The sequence below is a fragment of the Sulfitobacter undariae genome (assembly GCF_014196805.1).
In the GTDB taxonomy this organism is placed as follows: domain Bacteria; phylum Pseudomonadota; class Alphaproteobacteria; order Rhodobacterales; family Rhodobacteraceae; genus Sulfitobacter; species Sulfitobacter undariae.
This window is the reverse complement of record NZ_JACIEI010000003.1, coordinates 76412-99801: the sequence shown is the minus strand read 5'-3', so window position 1 is coordinate 99801 and position 23390 is coordinate 76412. Positions and strand designations below refer to the sequence as shown.

At 56.2% G+C, this 23390-nt stretch carries 22 protein-coding genes; 4 read left to right on the top strand and 18 right to left on the bottom strand.

The features are described from left to right. Positions 1–12 precede the first annotated feature (12 nt). From GGR95_RS06270 to GGR95_RS06240, 7 genes are all read right to left on the bottom strand, one after another. Positions 13–273 carry a DUF2484 family protein gene (locus GGR95_RS06270; protein WP_184563937.1) on the bottom strand — a complete coding sequence of 87 codons (261 nt, stop codon included), beginning with the start codon at positions 271–273 and terminating at the stop codon, positions 13–15. Then, a complete protein-coding gene (locus GGR95_RS06265) occupies positions 270–521 on the bottom strand; it encodes a DUF2484 family protein (protein WP_184563935.1) in 252 nt (83 codons plus the stop codon). Before GGR95_RS06265 ends, GGR95_RS06270 begins: the two co-directional genes overlap by 4 nt. Next, positions 518–745 carry a hypothetical protein gene (locus GGR95_RS06260; protein WP_184563934.1) on the bottom strand — a complete coding sequence of 76 codons (228 nt, stop codon included), beginning with the start codon at positions 743–745 and terminating at the stop codon, positions 518–520. Before GGR95_RS06260 ends, GGR95_RS06265 begins: the two co-directional genes overlap by 4 nt. After that, a complete protein-coding gene (gene murC, locus GGR95_RS06255) occupies positions 742–2157 on the bottom strand; it encodes a UDP-N-acetylmuramate--L-alanine ligase (protein WP_184563933.1) in 1416 nt (471 codons plus the stop codon). The genes GGR95_RS06260 and murC overlap by 4 nt, the downstream gene beginning before the upstream one ends. Continuing rightward, positions 2154–3209 carry a UDP-N-acetylglucosamine--N-acetylmuramyl-(pentapeptide) pyrophosphoryl-undecaprenol N-acetylglucosamine transferase gene (locus tag GGR95_RS06250; protein ID WP_246423323.1) on the bottom strand — a complete coding sequence of 352 codons (1056 nt, stop codon included), beginning with the start codon at positions 3207–3209 and terminating at the stop codon, positions 2154–2156. The genes murC and GGR95_RS06250 overlap by 4 nt, the downstream gene beginning before the upstream one ends. A 47-nt stretch (positions 3210–3256) precedes the next feature. Next, positions 3257–4423 (bottom strand): putative lipid II flippase FtsW, encoded by a 1167-nt coding sequence (gene ftsW, locus GGR95_RS06245; protein WP_184563932.1) that lies wholly within the window; start codon positions 4421–4423, stop codon positions 3257–3259. 110 nt (positions 4424–4533) lie between these two features. After that, entirely contained in the window at positions 4534–5058 is a 525-nt protein-coding gene (locus GGR95_RS06240) for a peroxiredoxin-like family protein (RefSeq protein WP_184563930.1), read from the bottom strand. Positions 5059–5165: 107 nt separating this feature from the next. Between GGR95_RS06240 and GGR95_RS06235 the strand changes: the two genes are divergently transcribed. After that, positions 5166–6344: a BaiN/RdsA family NAD(P)/FAD-dependent oxidoreductase gene (locus GGR95_RS06235; protein ID WP_184563928.1), complete on the top strand. Its 1179-nt coding sequence runs from the start codon at positions 5166–5168 to the stop codon at positions 6342–6344. Between the two features lie 8 nt (positions 6345–6352). Here GGR95_RS06235 and murD read toward each other — a convergent pair whose 3' ends face one another. From murD to mraZ, 9 genes are all read right to left on the bottom strand, one after another. Beyond that, positions 6353–7756 (bottom strand): UDP-N-acetylmuramoyl-L-alanine--D-glutamate ligase, encoded by a 1404-nt coding sequence (gene murD, locus GGR95_RS06230; RefSeq protein WP_184563926.1) that lies wholly within the window; start codon positions 7754–7756, stop codon positions 6353–6355. A gap of 22 nt (positions 7757–7778) precedes the next feature. Next, on the bottom strand, positions 7779–8171 hold the full coding sequence (locus GGR95_RS06225) for an ACT domain-containing protein (RefSeq protein ID WP_184563924.1): 393 nt from the start codon (positions 8169–8171) through the stop codon (positions 7779–7781). After that, positions 8172–9254, bottom strand: a complete 1083-nt coding sequence (gene mraY / locus GGR95_RS06220) for a phospho-N-acetylmuramoyl-pentapeptide-transferase (protein ID WP_184563921.1) — start codon at positions 9252–9254, stop codon at positions 8172–8174. 77 nt (positions 9255–9331) lie between these two features. Then, positions 9332–10759: a UDP-N-acetylmuramoyl-tripeptide--D-alanyl-D-alanine ligase gene (locus GGR95_RS06215; RefSeq protein ID WP_184563919.1), complete on the bottom strand. Its 1428-nt coding sequence runs from the start codon at positions 10757–10759 to the stop codon at positions 9332–9334. Continuing rightward, positions 10756–12243 (bottom strand): UDP-N-acetylmuramoyl-L-alanyl-D-glutamate--2,6-diaminopimelate ligase, encoded by a 1488-nt coding sequence (locus tag GGR95_RS06210; protein ID WP_184563917.1) that lies wholly within the window; start codon positions 12241–12243, stop codon positions 10756–10758. Before GGR95_RS06210 ends, GGR95_RS06215 begins: the two co-directional genes overlap by 4 nt. A gap of 15 nt (positions 12244–12258) precedes the next feature. Further along, positions 12259–14055, bottom strand: coding sequence for a peptidoglycan D,D-transpeptidase FtsI family protein (locus GGR95_RS06205; protein ID WP_184563915.1), 1797 nt, complete (start codon positions 14053–14055; stop codon positions 12259–12261). Beyond that, complete coding sequence (ftsL, locus tag GGR95_RS06200) at positions 14052–14402, bottom strand: cell division protein FtsL (protein WP_184563913.1); 351 nt, start codon at positions 14400–14402, stop codon at positions 14052–14054. Before ftsL ends, GGR95_RS06205 begins: the two co-directional genes overlap by 4 nt. Further along, positions 14399–15382: a 16S rRNA (cytosine(1402)-N(4))-methyltransferase RsmH gene (gene rsmH / locus GGR95_RS06195; RefSeq protein ID WP_184563911.1), complete on the bottom strand. Its 984-nt coding sequence runs from the start codon at positions 15380–15382 to the stop codon at positions 14399–14401. The genes ftsL and rsmH overlap by 4 nt, the downstream gene beginning before the upstream one ends. 5 nt (positions 15383–15387) lie before the next feature. Next, positions 15388–15891, bottom strand: coding sequence for a division/cell wall cluster transcriptional repressor MraZ (gene mraZ / locus GGR95_RS06190; protein WP_184563909.1), 504 nt, complete (start codon positions 15889–15891; stop codon positions 15388–15390). Positions 15892–16760: 869 nt separating this feature from the next. Between mraZ and GGR95_RS06185 the strand changes: the two genes are divergently transcribed. After that, a complete protein-coding gene (locus GGR95_RS06185; protein WP_184563907.1) occupies positions 16761–17540 on the top strand; it encodes a hypothetical protein in 780 nt (259 codons plus the stop codon). Here GGR95_RS06185 and GGR95_RS06180 read toward each other — a convergent pair whose 3' ends face one another. Continuing rightward, positions 17541–18611 (bottom strand): Mrp/NBP35 family ATP-binding protein, encoded by a 1071-nt coding sequence (locus GGR95_RS06180; RefSeq protein WP_184563905.1) that lies wholly within the window; start codon positions 18609–18611, stop codon positions 17541–17543. 511 nt (positions 18612–19122) lie between these two features. On the opposite strand from GGR95_RS06180, the gene GGR95_RS06175 reads away from it, so the two are divergent. Next, positions 19123–19341 (top strand): YjiS-like domain-containing protein, encoded by a 219-nt coding sequence (locus tag GGR95_RS06175; RefSeq protein WP_246423305.1) that lies wholly within the window; start codon positions 19123–19125, stop codon positions 19339–19341. A gap of 308 nt (positions 19342–19649) precedes the next feature. Here the strand turns inward: GGR95_RS06175 and GGR95_RS06170 are convergent, their stop codons facing one another. Further along, complete coding sequence (locus GGR95_RS06170; protein WP_184563903.1) at positions 19650–22061, bottom strand: ATP-dependent helicase; 2412 nt, start codon at positions 22059–22061, stop codon at positions 19650–19652. Positions 22062–22227: 166 nt separating this feature from the next. Here GGR95_RS06170 and GGR95_RS06165 point away from each other — a divergent pair, with 166 nt between their 5' ends. Continuing rightward, positions 22228–23373, top strand: coding sequence for an alpha-hydroxy acid oxidase (locus GGR95_RS06165; RefSeq protein ID WP_184563901.1), 1146 nt, complete (start codon positions 22228–22230; stop codon positions 23371–23373). Positions 23374–23390: the final 17 nt, after the last annotated feature.

Genomic DNA, 23390 nt, shown 5'->3' with positions numbered 1-23390 from the left:
AGTAACATTAGCTTACTCCGCAGGGGTTTTAGAGCTTCGACGCCGCAACCAGCGGCCCAAATAGATGACAGGCCAACGCAGCACCGAACAGGCCCCAACCAGCACCAGCAATCCGACCCAAGGCCCATGTTGAAACACAACATAGCCCAAAATAGGAATGCCGACCGCTATCAGCACATAAGCGTTACGCCAATGAAAGTCCTTGCTGGGCGTCATCGCCAAGACATTGGCAACCAGCGCCCATAGGCACACAAGAGTCAGCGAGATCGTCATTCAGGGATTTCCGGTTTTTGGCCACGCAGCCGCGATACGATATAGCGCAGCGGATTGCGAAACATGGAGATAAACGCCGCCAAGGCAAGCAAGGCATAGACCCACCCGAATTGCACGCCCGTCATGATGATCAGCACAGGTGCCGCTAACAGCAGCGCAACGCCGGGGAAGTATTGCTTGCGCATCGGTAGCATTGCCACCCCCACAGAGGCAAAGACCCATGCAATAGAAAGCCAGATTAAAGTCATGCGGCACGCCACCCAGAGCACGCCCAACGGACAAACAATCCCATGAGCCAGCCCCCGATCACAATCGGCCCGCACAGCATCGCCAATGGAACCCAGACGTTTTGCGGTCCCAAAAAGTAAAAACCACTCCACAGCACAACAGCCCCTGCCGCGCCAAATGCAACCTGTTTCCACGGCAACAGAGCCAAGAGCAGCCCTATTGAAAGGATCACAAAGAGGGTCACTTTGACGCCTGTTTCAGCGCACGCAGCGCATCGGGCAATCCATTGGCCCAGCCGCTGATCGTACCCGCGCCAAGGCAGACAACCATATCACCTGCGCGGGCCTGTTCCGCAACCAGCCGCGCCAGATCGTCAGGCCCGTCGACGCCACGCGCATGGCGGTGACCGTGCTGGATCAGTCCGGCAACTAGTGCTTCACGGCTGGCGCCCTCAATCGGGTCTTCGCCAGCGGCATAAACTTCGGTGATGCCAACAACGTCACAATCATTAAAACAGGCGCAGAACTCATCAAAGTGATGGCTCAGACGGCTATAACGGTGCGGCTGATGTACGGCGATCACGCGGCCTTCGGTCGCCTGACGCGCCGCTTTTAGCACGGCGGCGATTTCAACAGGGTGATGGCCGTAGTCATCAATGATTGTCACGCCGTCAACTTCGCCGACTTTCGTAAAGCGACGATTAACGCCACCAAAGCCTTTTAGGGCGGCGCGAATTTCTTCGCCCTTCATGCCCAGATGCCGCGCGACGGCCACAGCTGACAAGGCATTCGATACGTTATGATCGCCCGGCATCGGCAGTTCGCAATCTTTGATCACGATGTCTTCGGCCTGCAAGTGAACGTCGAAATGAGCCACACCTGCTTTGTAATGCAGGCCTACCGCCCGCACATCCGCCTGCGCGTTAAACCCATACGTGATCACGCGGCGGTCAGTAATTTTGCCCACCAATGCCTGTACTTCAGCATTATCAGTGCAGCACACGGCCACACCATAGAACGGGATGTTAGAGGTGAATTCCAGAAAACCTTGCCGCAGATTTTCGATGGTGCCCCAATGGTCCATATGTTCAGGATCGATGTTGGTCACGATGGCAATAGTCGCTGGCAGGCGATTGAAAGTGCCGTCGCTTTCATCGGCCTCCACCACCATCCATTCGCCTTCGCCCTTGCGCGCATTTGATCCATAAGCGTGAATGATGCCGCCGTTCACAACAGTAGGGTCGAAATTGCCCCCATCTAGCAGCGCTGCCACCATTGTTGTGGTCGTGGTTTTGCCATGAGTACCCGCGATGGCGATGTTCGATTTCAGGCGCATCAACTCGGCCAGCATTTCGGCACGGCGCACAATCGGCAGGCCTTGGGCGCGGGCGGCGTCCAACTCGGGATTGCCCGGTTTGATCGCAGAAGAGATAACGACAACCTGCGCCGACCCGATATTATCAGCTTTCTGCCCCACAAATATCTTTGCGCCCAATTCCAACAGACGGTCTGTGATGGGGGTCGATTTTAGATCAGACCCCTGCACCGAATAGCCGTGGTTCAGCAGAACTTCGGCGATGCCAGACATGCCAATGCCACCGATGCCAACAAAATGGATTGCGCCTACATCTTGGGGCAGTTTGGTTGCGGCATTCATTGGGTAGGCTCCTTGGGGGCAATAAGATATTCGACCAAATCGGCCAGCGCTTCGGCTGCCTCGGGTTTACCCAGAGACAGAGCGCTATTCGCCATCTTCATGGCGGCGGGCCCGTTGGAAAGGATGGTATGGATAAATTCGCTCACGACATCTGGATAGGCGTCTTCTTCACGGATCATAACCGCAGCTTCCGCCTCAACCATACCGCGTGCGTTGGCCGCTTGATGGTCCCCCGCAGCCGCAGCAAAGGGGATCAGGATCGCAGGACGGCCAATCACGGTCATATCCGCAATCGAAGACGCACCAGAACGGCTGATCACCAATTGCGCCTCGGACATGCGGCGCGGCACGTCATGAAAGAACGGCTGCACATCAGCGTTGATGCCGTTTTCTGCGTAATATTCGGACACCCGCGTCCCGTCTTCGTCGCGGGCCTGATGGCTGACGCGGATGTTGCGCAGCATATCCATGGGCAAGGCCGCAATCGCAGGAGGAATCACATCACTCAGAATACGCGCCCCCTGTGAGCCGCCCATAACCAAGAGATCCATCGGATAATCGCCCGGCGCGATATAACCTGCGCCTGCTCGCTCCAACACAGATGCACGCACAGGGTTCCCCACATGCACGGCCTCTACCCCTTCGGGCAACACGGTGGGCCATGTGCCACAAGCAACCTGATCCACACGTTTGGAAAACAACTCATTCACACGGCCCAAAACGCCGTTTTGTTCGTGGATCATGCGCGGGCGGCGCAGCAAATATGCCGCTGAGAGCGCCGGAATTGTCGGGTAACCGCCAAACCCCACCACTACAGCTGGTTTGTCACGCAGCATCCGCCACGCAGCGCTGATCGTACCGCCAAGGATGCGAAAAGGCACCAGCGCTTTGGCAAGGATACCGCCCCGTGCAAAAGTCGCACTTGCGATTTGCTCGATCTCGATCGCGTCAGGAAAGCCGCTGGTATAACGTGCGCCGCGTGCATCTGTGCTCAGCTTGACGCGCCAACCACGGGCCAGCATCACCTCGGCCAAAGCCTGCGCAGGGAACATATGCCCGCCTGTACCGCCCGCCGCGATCACCAATAGGGGAACTGTACTCACGACCGCCCCCTTCCCAGCAATGCGCTGATCTCGCCTTGTGGGCGCGAGCGAGTAAATGCCAACAACATCCCCAGCGCGATACCAGAGGCAATAATGGAAGACCCGCCATAACTCACAAACGGAAGTGTCATGCCTTTTGCAGGCAACAACCGCACGGCAACACCCATGTTGATCATCGCCTGAACGCCAAACATGCAAGCAAGCCCTGTACCCGCCAGACGGATAAACGGATCACGCTCACGGACCAGACGCAGCAGAGAGCGCACAACAATAAGCGTATAAAGTGCAATGATACACAGCACCAAAACCAGCCCGTATTCTTCGGCGGCGACAGCAATGATAAAATCAGTATGTGCATCGGGAAGCGACCACTTCACTTCGCCCTCTCCAACCCCTACGCCAAATAGACCCCCTTCACGGATCGCATTGGTGGCATAGCCCAACTGGGTATTGGGATCGACTTCGGCGCTGAGAAAGCCGTCAATTCGACGCGCAAAGTGCTCAGAGCTGGAATAAGCGAGCGAGCCCCCCATCACAACCAGCCCCGCAATCCCAACCAACAACACCATCGGCGCGCCAGCAACAAAATACATCACGCCCCAACCGAACAACACCAGACAGGCCTGACCAAAGTCAGGTTGCAATGCCAGCATCAGCACGATGGCAATACACAAACCAAAGGACCACGCCTTGCCTGGAGGGCCGTTAATCTCAAGGTTCGCAGCCATAAGCCATGCGGTGACCACAACAAAACCCGGCTTCAAAAACTCGGACGGCTGAACAGAGGCAAAGCCAAGGCTGTACCAGCGTATTGCGCCTTTGCCAAAGTCTGTTCCAAAGAATGGCAACAACATCAACGAAACCATAGCGATAGCAAAGGCCACAACAGCCAACCTGCGCACCACAGTCGGTGTCATCATGGAGGTGAGCAACATCGCAATCATCGCCAGCCCGCCAAAAAAGGCCTGACGCTGAACATAATAGAAAGGCTCAAACCCGTTCTTTTCTGCAAGCGGAGGGGAGGCTGCCAGCCCCAGCAACATGCCGACGGCAAACAACATCAAGATGCACGATAGCGCCCATTTATCGAGCGTCCGCCACCATTTAGGGAGAATTGGTTCGCCATCCCTTACGGGGACTGCACCATAGACCATTTCTGTCATGGATATACGCCTTACACTGCCTGCCTGCCCCCTTGATCGGGGGTCTAACTGGCAGCATAGCGCGGAAAACGCTGCGCTGCCAGTGTTTTCGCAGCGTTTTCCACAGGGATTTAAGCCTCGTGTGTACCGCGTATCGGGTAATCATTGCTGCGGATGAATTTGATCCCGTTTGCAATGCCCTGCAATTCGGGCCGCGCAAAGGGCGCGTTAGACACATCAATGATCTGGATGTTGCCTTCGGCATTCACCACAAACAAGCCCGGCTCGGCGAAAGGACGATCGGTTTCTTTCTCGCTACGCGGATCGGATACATAGAGGCCAAGCGTTTTCATCTGTGCCACGCTCAGATCATAGCCCACCGCCAGCGTCAGTTCTTTTTCATCTGCAAAACTACGTGCTTTCTCCTCTGGATCGCCAGAAACAGTCACAACATCAACACCGTGGCTGTTAAATTCCGCCTCCAGTTCTTGCAGTTTTGCCAGATAGTTTTTGCAGATCGGGCAATGCAGGCCGCGATAAACAACGACCAACTGCCAGTCATGCCCGCCCCGTGGCGCACCAAGGGTGAGCGTGCCACCGCCAAGCTGGTCAACGTCTGTTTTTGGAAAAGGGCTACCTGCGCGAAGTGCTGTCATTTGGAAATCTCCTATTTGTTTCGCAATACACTTAGACCTCCCAACATGCGCGGCAAGCCCCCTCACGAAGGCTTGACCGCCGCCGCGCCATGAGGCACCCCTGCCAGATGGAATTTGACACAGTAATAATCGGCGCTGGCGCCGCAGGCATGATGGCTGCCGCCCATCTGGACGGGCGTACTCTGCTTGTTGATCACGCAAAATCGGCGGGCGAAAAAATTCGCATTTCGGGTGGTGGGCGGTGCAATTTCACCAATATGCACACTGATCCAAAGGCCTTTATCTGTGCAAACCCCCACTTCGCCAAATCAGCGTTGGCGCGATATACTCAATGGGATTTCGTCGCATTGGTTGAGGCCCATGGCATCGCATGGCACGAAAAGACGCTAGGGCAGTTGTTTTGCGATAACAGCGCCAAAGACATCATCGCGATGCTGCACAAACTGATGCAGGCGCGTGATGTAGACCTGCGCCTGCAAAGCTCTGTCTCGGGCATACGCGCCACCGATGCGGGATATAGTTTCACGCTCGCGACGCCAGAGAAGACCCACAAAGTCACCACACGCCGTATGGTCATTGCAACGGGCGGAAAATCCATTCCCAAAATGGGTGCCACAGGCTTTGCCTATGACATCGCCCAACAGTTCGGCATCCCTGTCACTGCCACGCGGCCTGCCCTTGTGCCCTTTACCTTCGCCGATGGCCGCTTTGCCGAGATATCAGGTGTCGCGGTCCCTGCCCGCATGCACGCAGACGGCCCCGTATTTGAAGAAGCCCTGTTGTTCACCCATCGCGGCCTTTCTGGCCCTGCTGTGCTGCAAGCCTCGTCATATTGGGTGGAGGGTGCCCCCGTCTTTTTGGATATCCTGCCCAGCGGCATGTATGAGGCCCTGCGCCAACAGCGCCAGATTGGAGGCCGCAAGAACATGACAACGGAACTGGCCCGACACTTGCCAGCGCGGCTGGTTGAACATCTCGCGGGAGTGTTTGACCTGACAGGAAATCTGGCGGATTGGTCTGACAAACGCCTTGACGCCTTGATGCAGGGTTTGCAGCATTGGGAGCTCCTCCCAAACGGCACCGAAGGCTACCGTACAGCCGAAGTCACTTTGGGTGGCATTGACACCGACGCGCTCAATTCCCGTTCCATGGCCTGCAAGGCCCAGCCTGATCTCTATTTTATCGGCGAAGCAATGGATGTAACGGGATGGCTGGGAGGCTATAACTTCCAATGGGCATGGTCATCGGCAATGGCCGCAGCAGCAGACATCAACGCCTCACGCTAGGCTGGGTTTCACCCCTTAGCGATATGCGCTTGAACAAGCTGCGAAAAATCATCGCCGCGCTTTTCAAAGCTGTCATATTGATCAAAGCTGGCCGCCGCAGGGGCCAGCAGCACCACATCGCCAGACTCAGCATCCGCAATCGCACGGGCCACGGCATCCGCCATCGTGGTGCAGACCTCCGCCTCCACCTTGAGCTGCATGGCAAATCCGGCCGCTTCACGCCCGATCACATAGGCTTTGCGCACCGAAGACGACGCATCGGTCAAACCGTCCAGTCCGCCCTCTTTTTCCAACCCGCCACAAATCCAGCGTATGTTCTTGAAAGCCTGCAACGCCTTGGCCGCTGAATCAACATTTGTCGCCTTGCTGTCATTCACAAAACGTACACCGTTCTTTTCGCCAATTGTCTGGCTGCGATGGGGCAAACCGCCAAAGCTGTGGAACGCGGCCTCAATCACTTTGGGCGCCAAGCCCAAGGCACGACATGCAGCATAGGCACAACAAGCGTTCTGATGGTTATGCGCGCCCGGCAATCCGGCAACCGCACGCAGATCAATCGAGGCCGCCTGTTTGCCATTGCGGTATTCGCTCAGGAAGCCCTTGCGCGCAAACACCTGCCAACCGGGGCCTGTCAGCTTGCGGTCCACACTCACGCGGATCACACGGTCGTCAACCGCGCCTTCGCTGAGTTGCCCTGCCAAAAACGCGCCTTCGGCCTCATCCACACCGATTACAGCACGGTCAGGTCCGCCTTCGGCGAACAAACGGCGCTTGGCCGCGAAATAACCGCCTTTGCCCGCATGGCGATCCAGATGATCGGGGCTGAGGTTCGTGAACACCGCCACATCGGGCGTCAGGCTGCGGGCCAGATCAGTTTGATAGCTGGACAGCTCCAACACAACCACACCGCCTGAGGGAGCTGGCTCAATATCCAGCACACCACGCCCGATATTACCCGCCAACTGCGAGTTCCGGCCAGCATGTTCCAGAATATGGTGGATCAGTGCAGAAGTTGTTGATTTACCGTTTGATCCCGTCACCGCAATGATCCGTGGGGCGACGTCGAACTCATCCCACTCTGATGTTGCAAAGCTTTGGAAAAACAAGCCGATGTCATTGTCCACAGGCACTCCAGCATCCAATGCCGCAGCAACCACTCGATTGGGTGTAGGGTATAGATGCGGGATACCAGGGCTTACCACCAACCGCGCGACACCTTCAAACGCGCCATCACGGGTCAGCTCGACACAAGCGAAGCCTTCGGCCTGCGCTGCCTCGCGTGCAAGCGGGTTATCGTCCCAGCAAATCGGCTCTGCCCCGCCTGCTGCCAAGGCACGTGCCGCCGATAGGCCAGACCGCCCCAGCCCCAACACTGCAACCCGCAATCCCTGCATGCCTTGAACTGGTATCATCTTGATCGTCCCTATTCTGCGTTCAATCGCCCGCAGCCAATGTTTTCAAAAGCGCCACGGCGCGTTGCGCATCACCAGCGGGTACAAAGGCGTGGTCGTGATGTGCCCCTGCCACCATGTTGCACGCGATCCCCGCCTGCGCCAGTACAGTTGCAACTGCCGCAGTCAGGCCAACACCGTCCAATGCGGAATGAACCGTAAGAGTGATCCGATGCATAGGCAAATCGCGGGGCAGCCCGTTTTTCTCGGCAACAGTATCACTCAGGATCAATGACAGGCCTTCTTCCTCACGGAAACTGGCCAGCGCCTCTGGCAACAGGTCTTCGGGGGCCACGCAAAAATGGTAAATCGTTTCGTCCAGCACAGGCGCCATTCCCGAAATCATCGCCTGTGTATCTTTAACGGGCCCCGCCATTTACCGTACTTTCAGCGTAGCGAGACCGATCAGAGCCAGAATAAGCGAGATGATCCAAAAGCGGATCACGATCTGCGGCTCGGCCCAGCCCTTTTTCTCATAGTGGTGGTGGATCGGGGCCATCAGGAACACCCGCTTGCCTGTACGCTTAAAGTACAAAACCTGAATGATCACACTCATCGCTTCGACAACAAACAAGCCACCGACAATGCCCAGCACCAGCTCATGTTTGGTTGCCACTGCGATGGCCCCCAAAGCACCGCCCAAACCCAGACTGCCTGTGTCGCCCATGAACACAGCCGCAGGTGGCGCATTATACCACAAAAAGCCCAAGCCCCCGCCAATCAATCCCGCTGTAAACACAAGAATTTCGCCCGTTCCCGGCACGTAGTGTACATCCAGATAATTGGTGAAATCCACGCGTCCAACCGCATAGGCAATAACGCCCAGCGTTCCCGCTGCAATCATTACAGGCATGATCGCCAAACCATCCAAACCGTCTGTCAGGTTCACCGCATTGGCCGCACCGACAATCACGATCATCGCAAAGGGCACAAAGAAGTAACCGAGGTTCAGCAGCGTGTTTTTGAATACGGGCAGCGCCAGCTGGTATTGTAAATTCTCGGGATGGTATTGCGCCGCCCAATATGCCGCGATGCCTGCAATCAAAAAGCCCAGCAACAACCGCACCTTAGAGGACACACCCGCCACATTCTGCTTGCTGACCTTCGCATAGTCATCAGCAAAGCCGATGGCGGCAAAACCCATGGTCACAAAAAGCACCATCCAGACAAACGCGTTGTCCAACCGCGCCCAAAGCAGGGTCGAGGTCAACAATGCCCCTACAATCAGCAAACCGCCCATGGTTGGCGTGCCCGCCTTAGCAAAATGCCCCTCAGGGCCATCCGTACGGATGGGTTGGCCTTTGCCTTGGGTACGGCGCAGCATGTTGATCAACGGCTGACCAAAGATAAACCCAAAGACCAGTGCAGTCATAAACGCACCACCTGCACGGAAGGTGATATAGCGGAAAAGGTTAAAGAAATCACCGCCATCTGACAGCAGGGTTAACCAATAGAGCATACATCGTCCTTATTCATTCTTCTGTGCAAAATCGCCACATCTTGTGGGCTTCGCCGCCCGCGCCCCACAATCAGGGGCTAATCTTCCGACAGCGGATGGCCCATTTTTCGGATGGCGTCAACGATGAGCCCTAATTTCATGCTCAAAGACCCTTTGGCCAGCACAACATCGCCAGCATCCAGCTTGTGACGCAGCCCTGCGCACATCTCGGCAGAGGTCTCAAACCAGTCACCGCGCTGGTGTTCGGGCAACAGATCGTAGAGCGCACGCATCAGCGGACCGACACAGTGGATCACATCCAGCGATTTTGTTGTATCCAGATGGGCCAAACCAGCGTGTAATGCCACGGCATCTTCGCCCAGTTCTTTCATGTCACCCAAAAACGCAATCCGGCGACCTTTGCCTTTGCGGCCCAGACCGTCCGAGGTCACAGCGCCTGCCAATACTTCCAGTGACGCCTCCATCGAGGTCGGGTTGGCGTTATAGCTGTCGTCGATCAGGCTCAGAGCTTCGCGCGGGTCCAGCGGATCCAATTGGATGACCTCACGTTGGCCACGGCCTTTGTAGGGGGTCCAACGGCCCAATTCTGTCACTGCTTGCCCCAGATCAGCGCCAATCGCTTGTACAATTGCCAAGGCTCCCAGCCCGTTCATGGCAAAATGCCGCCCCGGTGTGGCCAGCTTGAACAGCAGCGGCTTATCGTCGAATTCGGCCTGCACAACCGTGATATCACCCTGAATATCCAGATTTTTCAGTTTCCAATCAAACCCGTGTTCACCAAAGGCGATACCATGCAGGCGTTTGTCATGGGTTTTTGCAGCTAGAATAGCAGAGGTTTCAACATCAGCATTATAGACGGCAGGCGCACCAATGGGCAGGCTGTCAAAGATGCTCGCCTTTTCCAGCGCGATGCCTGTGATGTTGTCAAAGGCCTCAAGGTGCGCGGCGGCAACTGTGGTGATCAAGGCGGCATGGGGGCGGGCCAGCCGGGTCAGCGGCAAGATTTCACCCGGATGGTTCATGCCCATTTCAATAATTGCGTATTCCGTATCGACAGGCATCCGCGCCAGCGTCAGCGGCACACCCCAATGGTTGTTATAGCTTGCCACACTGGCATGGGTCCGCCCTTGCGGTGCCAGCATTGCCAACAGCATTTCCTTGGTCGACGTTTTCCCAACCGACCCTGTAATCCCGATGACTTTGGCAGAGGTTCGCGCCCGTGCCGCCGCCCCCAAGGCTTCCAGCCCCTTCAGCACATCCTCCACAATCAACAGCGGCGCATCTGCCGCCACCCCATCGGGAATATGCGAGACCAGCGCAGCCCCTGCCCCTTTGTCTAAGGCTGCCGCTACAAAATCATGACCATCGCGCACATCTTTAAGCGCGACAAACAAATCACCCTTTTCAAGTGTACGGGTATCGATTGAGACCCCGTCAACGGTCCAATCGCCCTGCGCCCGCCCGCCAGTGGCAGCGACGGCTTCTGCTGCGGTCCACAAACTCATGCCAGCCTCCCGTCCAGCGCGGCAACTGCGACACTGGCTTGTTCTACATCATCAAAGGGCAGCACATCATCGCCAATGGTCTGACCCGTTTCATGGCCCTTACCGGCAATCAACAATGCATCTCCCGGCTCCAGCACGTCAATGCCGCGCAGGATCGCTTCGGCGCGGTCCCCTACTTCGGTCGCATCAGGGCAGCCGCCCATCACCGCCGCACGAATGTTTGCGGGATTTTCCGAACGCGGGTTGTCATCTGTCACAAACACAACATCGGCGTTTTGCGCCGCTGCGGTCCCCATCAATGGGCGCTTGGCGGTGTCGCGATCGCCGCCTGCCCCCACAATCGCCACAAGGCGGCCCATCACATGCGGGCGCATCGCAGCAAGTGCCGTTGCCACAGCGTCTGGCGTATGCGCGTAATCCACAAACACCGCCGCGCCATTGTCGCGGGTGGCGGCCAATTGCATACGACCACGTACCGTTGTCAGATGCGGGATCGTGTCAAAAACATCGGCAGCGTTCGCACCGCAAGCAATGACCAGCCCCGCCGCAAGCATCACGTTATCTGCCTGAAATCCGCCTATCAAATTCAGACGTTTTTGATAGGATTTCCCGTTCCAGACAAATAGCAAGTCCTGCCCTGTCGCATCAAAGCGTTGGCCTGTCAGATGCAAATCGCCCCCGTCACGGCCCACGGTAATGACATCGCAGCCCCGCGCACGTGCGATGGCGACCATCTCCACGCCTTTTGGATCGTCAATATTCACAACTGCCGTGCCATCTTCGGGCAATACCCGTGCAAACAGACCTGCTTTGGCGTCAAAATACGCCTCAAAGGTCTCATGGTAGTCCAGATGATCCTGAGTGAAATTTGTAAACCCGGCTGCTGTCAGGTTCACCCCGTCCAACCGGCGCTGGTCTAACCCGTGCGAGGAAGCCTCCATTGCCGCATGGGTGATCCCACCCTCGGCCACCGCTTGCTTCAGACTGCGGTGCAGAGTGATGGGCTCGGGCGTCGTGTGGGCCAGTGGCGCGGTCCATGCGCCCTCAACTCCTGTGGTTCCCAGATTGATGGCGGCCAGCCCCATCTCAAGCCAGATTTGACGTACAAAGGTACTGACCGAAGTTTTCCCATTGGTGCCTGTCACCGCGATCATTGTTTGTGGTTGGGCCCCGAACCACAAAGCAGCGGAGCGTGCCAAGACTTCTCGTGGCGCGTCTGTGATGACCAATGCCGCCCCCGCTGCGGTAATCGCATCGCCTGCAATTTGCGCACCTTTGGCATCAGTCAGTACTGCAATCGCCCCCCGCTCCAGCGCGGCATCAATAAAGGCTGCGCCATGCACCACCGATCCGGGCAAGGCCGCAAAAAGCGTTCCAGTTGTCACCTTGCGACTATCAACCTGCAGATCGCTTATTTCTGGATTCTGTCCCCCCACGGCCAAAAGCCCCAAGGATTTCAATGTGATTTTCTCGGGGGATGTCATAGGGCCTGTTCCGGCTTAGTTGCTGCTGGTGAGGGTTATACCAGCGAGTTCGGCGGGTTCAATGGCTGGCCGCATACCAAGCAAAGGCGCCACACGTCGGATCATCTCGGCCGCGACGGGAACCGCTGTCCACCCTGCCGTACGGCGCGGTTTGCCACTGGACGTCTCGACGGGTTCATCCAACGTCACAATCAACACATAGCGCGGATCGTTTGCAGGAAACATCGAGGCGAATGTCGTGATGGTTTTTTCTTTATAGTAACCGCCACCGCCCGGCTTTGGCTTATCCGCTGTGCCAGTTTTACCGCCCACAAAATAACCCTCAACATCACCGAACGACGCCGTGCCATCATCGCCTGCCACCACAGCCCGCAACATCCGCCGCGACGCTGCTGCCACATCTTCACGCATCACGCGCTTGCCCAGAACGGGGCCGCTTTGTTTGATCAAGGTCGGTTTCACAACCCGCCCCCCATTCGCAATTGCGGCATAACCCGCCGCCAAATGCATGGCTGTCGTGGAGATACCGTGGCCATAAGAAATCGTAACTGCCGAAAGATCGGTGTAACGGGCGGGCAACAACGGCTGACTACCCGACGCTTCGATGATCTCGAATGGGGATCTATCAAAAAGGCCAAGGCTACGTAGGAAATCTTGCTGGCGTTCTTTGCCGATCATCAGGGCAAGGCGGCCTGTGCCACGGTTCGATGATTTTTCAATGATCTGCGACACTGAGAGCGTGCCGTAATTCTTGCCCCTGAATTCGCCAATCGTACGGCCGCCGACCTTCATCGGGCCAGATGTGTCAATCATCGTGCTCGGGTTCACCAGCCCAAGCTCCATCGCCTGTGCCACCGCAAAAATCTTGAAGGTCGAGCCCAGCTCATACACCCCTTGAACCGAGCGGTTGAACAGCGGACTGTCCGACGCGTCGCCCTCGATTGCAGGGCGCGGGCGGTCATTTGGGTTGAAGTCGGGCAAAGATACGACGCTGATCACTTCACCAGTGTAAACGTCCATCAAAATAGAGGTCGCCCCTTTGGCGTTCATCAACTTCATACCGCCATCCAGAACCCGCTCGGATGCGGCCTGAACAGCCAGATCGAGGCTCAGTTCCAGCGGCTTGCCTGCGTTGGAAGGATCGCGCAGGTAGTCATCAAAGTACTTCTCAGCGCCAGCCACACCGATCACTTCGGCTGCACTCACGCCTTCACGTCCGAAACTGGCACCGCCCATGATATGGGCCGCTAACGTACCGTTGGGATAAAGGCGCATGTCACGGGGTGCAAACAACAGTCCCGGATCGCCAATATCATGAACCGCCTGCAATTGCTCGGGGCTGATTTTCTTCTTCACCCACAGGAACTTACGCTTTCCCGTAAAATCCTTGATCAACCGTTCATGTTTGAGATCGGGAAAGATTTTGACCAAAGCTGCAGCGGCACCTTCGGGGTCAATCATATTTTGCGGCTGCGCATAAAGCGCGTGCGTATCCAGATTAGTCGCAAGGATGCTGCCATTGCGATCAACGATATCTGCGCGCGTATTCGCGATGATCGAACCGGGCGCTTGCGCACGTGGCTCTACAGGATCGGAAACAGCCAGCAACCCCATGCGCGCGCCCACAACCGCGAATGCACAGAAAAAGAAAACACCCAGTACCAACAAGCGCCCCTCGGCGCGGCCACGGTCTTTGTCTCGCATCTGTTCATGACGGATACGACGGTTTTGGTTTTCAATCGCATCGGGATTTTCACCATCTGCACGCGCTTTGAGAATCCGTGCAAGGGGGCGCAAAGGTGTGCGGATCATAGCGGGTCCTCTGCATTCATAGTGGATACTTCAACAGAATTTGTGATCAGCAACAGATCAGGCGCAGGGTATTGCACCTCATCCACCTGACCAAATTGTTCAGGGTTAAGCGGCAGCAATTGCAACCGTTCAAAGTTGAGCTCGGTAAGGTCACGCAACCGTTCAGGACGGTTCTGAAAGGCCCACTCGGCACGCAAGACAGCCAGTCGCGCATGCGCCGAGCGGATTTCGGAATGCAGGCGATCAGTCGTATTGAGCACAGCTTGGGTGGCATAGTTTTCGCGGTAAGCCCAAAACGCCAATCCGATCACACATAAAGCGGTCAAAACATACATAAAGCTTTTCATGGCTTCTTTTCCCTCATCATCGGCATTCCGATGGCCTTTGCGTCAATCTCGCCTGCTGGCGCGTCGGTTCGTGTCGCCACCCGCAGCTTGGCACTGCGCGCACGCGGGTTTTCATCCAGCTCGAGTGCATCAGCAATGATCGCCTTGCGCGATTTCAGTGTGAATTGCGGGGCGTCTTGCTCCAGCTCTGGTGCAAAGCGATTGGCATTGCCCCCTGCCCCTGCACGAGCGGTCAGGAACCGTTTAACCATGCGGTCTTCTACGGAATGGAACGTCACAACTGCCAGTTTGCCACCGGGTTTCAGCGCCCGTTCAGCCGCCATGAGACCAGCCCACAGTTCACCGTATTCGTTGTTTACTGCAATGCGCAGGGCTTGGAATGTGCGTGTGGCGGGGTGGCTCTGCCCCGGTTTGGCACGCGGCAGGCAGCTTTCTACCAGACGCGACAATTCCGCCGTGCGTACAATCGGCGCTTCGCCCCGCGCAATCACCAACAATCTAGCGATGCGGCGGCTGGCGCGTTCTTCACCGTAGAGAAAGATGATATTGGCCAGCTCTTCCTCGGAAGCTTCGTTGACCAGATCCGCAGCCGATGGCCCGTCCTGCGACATCCGCATATCCAAAGGTCCGTCACGCATAAAAGAAAAACCGCGCTCAGGCAGATCAAGCTGCATAGAGGAAACGCCAAGGTCCAACACAACGCCGTCAAGGTTTTGCGCGTATTCGTCCATTTTGGAGAACACACCTTTTTGCATGACCAGACGGTCACCGTACTCTCCCGCCCATGGGGCCGCCATCTCGAACGCCAGTGGATCGCGGTCCACCGCAATCACCTTCTCGGCGCCTGCATCCAAAAAGCTGCGTGTATAGCCACCTGCGCCAAATGTTCCGTCCAGCCACGTCCCTTGCACGGGCGCTACGGCCTTTAGGATAGAGCGGATCAGTACGGGAATATGGGGGGCGGACTCTGTATTGCTCATCACGCTCACGCTCCGGCGGGGCCATCCAAGAACTGCATCGGATCAAAGTCCTCTGGCAGCTCGTCAAGCCATGCTTCCTGTTTGGCACGCTCTTGCGTGTCATATGTTTCGGGGTGCCAGATTTGAAACGTGTCACCCATACCGATAAAGAACGCTTCTTTATCCAGATCAATCTTGCCGCGCAATTTTGCAGGTAATACCAGACGTCCCGTTTCATCCACCGTAGTGGGGAAAGATTGACCGTGGAACAGCGCTTGCAGCATCTTGCGCTCCATAGAGCCCCGCGGCAACGCGTCGATCTTGCTATCGACCTCTTCAATGGCTGCCATGGTATAGCATTCAAGATAGCTGCGGCGGTGATCACCGTATACAATCACCAGCTCGGGCGTCTCGCCGCTTTTCCAGTTCGGATCAGACGCTTCCAGCACACGTCGAAAAGAGGCCGGTATAGATACCCGCCCCTTCGTGTCGACTTTATGCTGGCTTTCGCCTCTGAACCTGCGGCTCACTTGATGTCCTTTATGCCCGCTCTATTGGCGTGGCGTTTTTTGTTCGCGCTCCGTGCGCCTGCCTTAGTACCTGCCTGTCGCTACACCCGTCGGTGTCTGTCTTGTGGCGCATTTTCCGTTTACTGATGCGCACTTGCATATGCGTCTTGCAGTAATAAAAAGGGCGGATTGATCTGCTGCCACTGATCAACCCGCCACTTTATCCCGCTGTGCGGGGATGTCCGACTGCGCGCGCCACCTGGGGGGATGTCTGCTCGCTCGCGCGCCGGATCTTCTGGTCTGATGAAAGCGAGGGCCTGTATGAACCTGCTAGAGTTTATTTTTACGTGGGGTCGTTTGGTGCCCCGTGTCTCGTTCTCATCCGATGAACAAGGGATGCCATGGGAAATCATGGGCGTCTACTATTATTTTTCATCAAACCCACTGCATCTTGTTTCCCACAGGGTCAAAAAACAAGATTTAGCGCCCAACTAGAGCAAACATGTGGCATCTGTAGTGACACCACTACAAAACGACACCACATATAGCTCAATCAAACGTGCCCCAAAATTTCCCATGAATTCCCAAAATAATTCATCAACAAAGTTACCCACAAGCCCAGCAATCCAAAGCGCAACCAATGTTCCCCATTCGTTTCCAGCCAAACAGCCCGACACTCGCGAATCACCCTGAAACTTGTCGCTAAAAGCCCAACACGACGCCGCGCACCGCACAATTCCCATCGTTTCCCACAGCGCGGTCCATGATTTCCCCCAAAGAGCCACACAAGCGGATCTTTGGGCGCAAACGCCGCCGCGATACACGTCCAACTTGCGTTAGACCTTAGGAGCGCACTAAAAGAGGTATTACTGAATCAGGATGATGCGCCAATGCTGACAGCCGCCACTCTATTGCAACAAGCTATTCGTCTTTTGACGCGCAGCCCCCTCACGACATTAACCGTCTTGATGCCTGCCCTCATCATGATGTCCGCTGTCGGCATTATAGCGGTCTTTGCCACGCCAGGCATCCTACTGGCGAGCCCCGCCGGGCCGATCCTGAACAGCATCGAGAGCGGATTAAAAGCCGCAGGGGTTATTGCCGCATTCATTCTAAGCTATGCAGCCATGGCCATACTCTGGCACCGGCACACCTTGCGCGATACCTGCACGATATCCCCTATCTCCTTCGCCTTGCTGCGCGGCTATGTTTGGAGAGTGCTGGCACTGGCCTTGATACAACTGGCTGCCAGCCTTGCGCTGGTGACGCCTCTTGTCCTGTTTAGCAACAGCGTCAACGGAGGCACAGGCACACCCTCCCCCAGCTCGATCATCTTCTCGACGTTCATCATACAGTTGACGTTGATCTGGTTATCGCTTCGGCTCAGCCTGATCCTCCCTTCGGCCGCTCTGGGCAGGCCGATATCGATGGCAGAAAGCTGGCAGCAGACCAAAGCCATGAGCCGCACGCTATGGAGCGTGGCGGCAGTGCTGGCAGCCGTCAACACTTGCTTTGCAGGGCTGACGTCATTGCTGGCGCCGACAAGCCCCCCGCAAAGATTGCTGATAGAGATGCCAGTCCTGATCTTTGAAGGCCTGTTAATCTTTAGTGTTCTGACAACACTCTATACATGCACAACCCCGAACCAAAAGTCAGCCCTGCCACAGTAATCAAGCCATACCACCCTTAATCATGCCCTCGGCGATCTGCGCATAAGCCTGCGCCATCGCACTATCCCCAGCCGCGATAGGCGTACCGCTATCCCCCGCCAAACGCGTCTCTAGATCAATAGGGAGCGTTCCTAACAAGGGCACCCCCAGTTTGGCCGCCTCGGCTGACACGCCCCCTTGGCCAAAAATCTGGTGCTGTGATCCGCAATCAGGGCAGACGAACATCGACATGTTTTCAACCAAACCCAACACGGGGGTTTTGAGTGTATTAAACATATCCAAGGCTTTGCGAGCATCGATCAACGCCACGTCCTGCGGCGTGCTGACGACAATCGCGCCAGTCAACTCGGACTTGGTGCACAGCGTCAGCTGCACATCCCCCGTGCCGGGCGGCAGATCAACCAACAACACGTCCAGTTCGCCCCACTCTACCTGCCCCAGCATCTGCTGCAATGCGCCCATCAACATTGGCCCACGCCAGATCGTAGCCTTACCCTCTTCCATCATAAACCCGATAGACATGAGCGTTACGCCATGTGCATGCAGCGGAATGATCGTTTTGCCGTCAGGGCTGGCCGGGCGTTTATTTACACCCATCATCCGCGGGATACTTGGTCCGTAAATATCAGCGTCCAACAGACCGACCTTGCGACCTTGCTTGGCCAGCGCCACTGCCAGATTGGTACTGAGCGTAGATTTTCCCACGCCCCCCTTGCCCGATCCAATTGCAATAATCCGCTTCACGCCACTTGGCTTTGTCGGTCCGTCCTGCGGCTTGGGGTGGCCGCCGATCTTGAGGCTCGGCGCGGCAGGTTTAGGTGCAGGACCATGGGCCGTGAGCGCGACACTCACCGCTGTGACACCCGCCATCTCCGACACCAACTTTTCCGCCGCATCCCGTATCGGCGCCATGGCACGCGCCACGTCAGCAGTAGGCGCTTCGATCACAAACCGGACTGCGCCCTCCTCAACGGTCAGCGCTCGCACCATATCATGCGCGATCAGGCTCTGACCGTCAGGCAGATTGATCCGCGCAAGGGTCGCTTTGATATCGGCTATAGTCACGGACATGGCTGGTCTCCTTTAAGTTCACACTGACATCGCAGATTGAACGAAAACCGCAAGCCTACGTCCGCGCCTCACCTGACACGCCCTTCTAAGCATGAATGCTAACTTTTCAGGCAAATGCCTCATATGCATACGCTGCATAGCAGCATTGCGGAGAAAGGGATTGTGCTAGCGCAGCAAATCCCTGTAAAACGAACCTACGAAAACAATCCTCCCGATGGTTTTCTTGAATATCCAAGAGGTCTTCATCCTCCTCCCGAGGATCTCTTATTTTAGGCGACGGCATCTCCTCCTCCCTGATGTCGTCGCCATTTTTTTATCCAGAATTCGAAACAAGCCACTTCACAAAAACGTGAGCGCTGTTGAAAACTTATGTTTCGAAACCATGGCTTAGGAAATATGCCGCAGTTGCACAAAACGCATAGCTGCATTGCAGCATTACCCCTTGCGCAATGCCCCATAAATCTTAAATACTCATCACAACAAGACGCAATAAAGATGAAAAGAGAGCCTCATGGCATACTACACAGACACAGCGGTATCCGCATCCGAACAGCCTAGCCGCACCGCGGCATTGATGGACGCGATCTCCCTGAAGTTGCGCCAGCGCAAGGCCTACCGCCAGACATTTAACGAACTGCACACGCTGACACAGCGCGACATGGGCGACCTCGGCATCTGCCGCAGTGACTTCCGTCGCTTGGCACGTGAAGCGGCCGAACTGGTCAACTAATTAAAGAATTCCCTGCGGTCCTTTCCTCCCATCGGCCCGCAGGTGAATACACAGCACGGCAGAGTCTCACCTCACTGATGACCCCGCGCTGTAAAAGCTGCATCTTTCCTTCCTCCCATTTGGTAGGGTGCACTTCATAGAGCGGCGGTCCCCACCTCCCTGGGGCCCGCCGTTTTACCTTTCAGGCCAAACAGCCCCCAAATTCATTATTATTACTGATATTCGGATCAAATAGGCTAAAACACTCTCCTGCCACAGGAAAGCGTTTGGCAATCAAGTCTTTGAAATCATCGCTCAGCCGCGCCAATCTAAAACGGCACATCATCCGCCGCACTCAAGAAACGTGCGACAACTTTTTTGTCTCCCGCCTTCTCAAACGCCACCTCCAGCTTATCGCCCTCGATCCCGATGATCGCGCCATAGCCGAACTTTTGGTGAAACACGCGCTCCCCCATGGTGAAACTGCTGCTGGCAGTCATATCAATCGTCATGTTTTTCGCACCGGACGGTTGGCTGTCAGCCCGCGCACCGCTGCGCGATTGCAGTCGCCGCCAGCCGGGTGAATTGTAAACATTCGCCTCTGCCGCCGTCTCATGCAGCGTGCTTTTGGGCATCGCCGCGCCAAAATTTCCGCCGTACAATCCGGGAGGGGTCAGCACATCCACATGTTCTTCTGGCAATTCGTCAATAAAGCGCGACGGCATGGCATTTTGCCACTGGCCAAATACAAAACGGTTGGCAGCAAATGAAATGGTACAGATTTCCTCGGCACGTGTGATTCCCACATAGGCCAACCGCCGCTCTTCTTCGAGGCCCTTCTGGCCGCTTTCATCCATAGAACGTTGTGACGGAAACAAACCATCTTCCCATCCCGGCAGGAACACGACAGGAAATTCCAACCCTTTGGCCGCGTGCAATGTCATGATGCTGACCTTCTCGCCCTCGCCTTCCTTTTCATTGTCCATGATCAGGCTGACGTGCTCTAGAAAGCCTTGAAGATTCTCGAACTGATCCAACGCCTTAACCAGTTCTTTGACATTCTCCAGCCGCCCCGGCGCTTCGGGGGTTTTGTCATTTTGCCAATGGGCAGTATAGCCGCTCTCATCCAGAATAATCTCTGCCAACTCGACGTGGGTCACCTCGGGCGGGCCAAATTCCATACGGATCGGGCCGCCATCATCCAACACGGCCTCGTCAGGCGGGGCAATCCTTGGGCCGCGCAGTTTGGACGCCCATCGGTCGATCCCTTCTATCAGCAGGCGCAATTCCTTGCCGCCTTTGCCACCGAGACCGTTTTGCGCCAGCAATATCCGTGCGCCCTCAACCAGATTTGTGCCGTTTTCACGGGCTGCAATCTGGATTTTCTGCTGCGCCACATTGCCCAAACCTCGTTTGGGCGTGTTCACAATTCTTTCAAACGCCAGATCATCATCAGGCGATGTGACAACGCGGAAATATGCCATCGCATCGCGAATCTCCATCCGCTCATAGAAACGCGGCCCGCCGATCACGCGATACGGCAGGCCGATCGTCAGAAAGCGGTCTTCAAACGCGCGCATCTGGTGTGATGCCCGTACAAGAATCGACATGTCATCAAAGCTGAAAGGCCGCAGGCCGCGTGTCCCACGCTGCATAGCCTCGACTTCATCCCCGATCCAGCGTGCTTCTTCTTCTCCATCCCAATGGCCGATCAGGCGCAGCTTTTCGCCCTCAGTGGCTTCGGTCCACAGCGTCTTGCCTAGACGGCCCTGATTGCCAGCAATCACGCCAGAGGCCGCCGCCAGAATATGCGGGGTTGAGCGATAGTTTTGCTCCAACCGCACCACATGGCTGCCCGGAAAATCCTTTTCAAACCGCAAGATATTGCCCACTTCGGCGCCGCGCCAGCCATAGATAGACTGGTCATCATCCCCCACACAGCAGATGTTCTTATGGCCGCCAGCCAACAACCGCAGCCATAAATACTGCGCAACGTTGGTATCTTGGTATTCATCCACAAGGATGTATTTGAACCATCGCTGATACTGTTTCAAAATGTCTTCATGGGTTTGGAATATCGTCACCATATGCAACAGCAAGTCGCCGAAATCAGTGGCATTCAACTCTTTAAGCCGCGCTTGATATTGTGCATAAATTTCTGCGCCACGGTGGTTATAGGCCCCTGCATCCGCCGCAGGGATTTTATCTGGCGTCAAGGCGCGGTTCTTCCAACCGTCAATGATCCCTGCCAGCATACGCGCAGGCCAGCGCTTGTCGTCGATCCCTTCGGCTGTGATCAACTGCTTGAGTAGTCGCAACTGATCATCCGTATCCAGTATCGTAAAGTTGGATTTCAGCCCCGCCAACTCCGCATGGCGGCGCAGCAGCTTGACGCAGATCGCATGAAACGTCCCCAGCCACGGCATCCCTTCAATTGGTTGCCCCAACATCGCGCCCACGCGATTCTTCATCTCGCGGGCAGCTTTATTGGTAAACGTGACCGCCAAAATCTCGTTCGGGCGGGCACGCCCTGTGTTCATCAAATGCACAATCCGCGCGGTCAATGCCCGCGTTTTGCCCGTCCCCGCCCCTGCCAGCATCAACACAGGGCCATCCATCTGCTCCACAGCCGCACGCTGCGCAGGGTTCAACCCCTCCAGATAAGGTTGCGGACGCGCAGCCATGGCACGCGCGGACAAGGAGGCACCTTCGAAGGCAGCGTTTTCGTCAAAATCATTCATTCCCCCACACTACCCTCTTCCTATCGCAAGGAAAACCATGTTCTTGTGATGTTCCCCACGTCATTTCACCGTTAACACCATGCGGACCAAACCCAACCTTCGTTTGAATCGCTACTTCAAAACACTTTCAGTAGACAAGCCCATCGGCTTGGGCGCATATAAGCCTATGGACCTTCACGCAAAATTCCCCGCCATTTCCGATCTCAAGTCACGTGCGCAAAAGAGAATTCCAAAATTCGTTTGGGAGTACCTCGACAGCGGCACCGGAACCGAGGCGACCAAAGCCCGAAATCGGTCAGCTTTGGATCAGGTTGGCATGATGCCTTCGATTCTTCATGGTGAATATACGCCTGATTTATCAACAAAATTTCTGGGCCAAAACTTCCCTTTGCCGTTTGGCATCGCCCCCTTAGGCATGTCAGGCCTGATGTGGCCCGATGCAGAGGGCCATCTGGCCCGTGCCGGCGCCCGTCATTCCATCCCCTATTCCATATCCACCGTCGCCACCCAAAGCCCCGAAGACATAGCGCCGCATTTGGGCCAACACGCGTGGTTTCAAATGTACCCCCCCCGCGACGCCGAGATTCGCCGCGATATGTTAGCCCGCGCCAAAACCGCTGGTTTCAAGACCCTGATCCTGACGGTAGATGTCCCTGTTGCCAGCCGCCGCGAGCGGCAAGTCCGCTCTGGCCTCACCAACCCGCCCCGCTTGACGCCACGTTTACTGGCGCAAGTGGCAATGCGCCCTGCATGGGCGGCAGGTATGGCCAAACGCGGAATGCCGCACATGCGCGGTCTGGATAAATACGCAAATGCCGCCACCAATGGCCTCTCTCCGACGGCTCATGTGGGCTATCTGCTGCGCACCTCGCCCGATTGGGATTATGTCAACTGGCTGCGCGACGAGTGGGACGGGGACCTATTGGTCAAAGGTATCTTGCGGCCGCAAGACGCCACAAAGCTGGAAGGTATGGGTGTTGATGCGATTTGGATTTCAAACCACGCAGGCCGTCAGTTTGACGCCGCTCCAGCCGCGATCGAAGCGCTCCCCGATGTGCGTGCCGCAACCAAACTGCCGTTGATCTTTGACAGCGGTATCGAGGGCGGTTTGGATATTTTACGTGCTTTGGCTTTGGGGGCCGATTTTGTAATGCTGGGACGTGCATTCCACTTTGCGTTGGCAGCACTTGGACCAAAGGGGATTGACCACCTGATCGACATCCTTGCAAAAGATATCGCATCAAACATGGGCCAGATCGGGGCACAAAACCTCTCAAGCTTACCAAAAACGATAAGCCTAAGCCGGATTTAGACAGCTCGGTTTGGGCC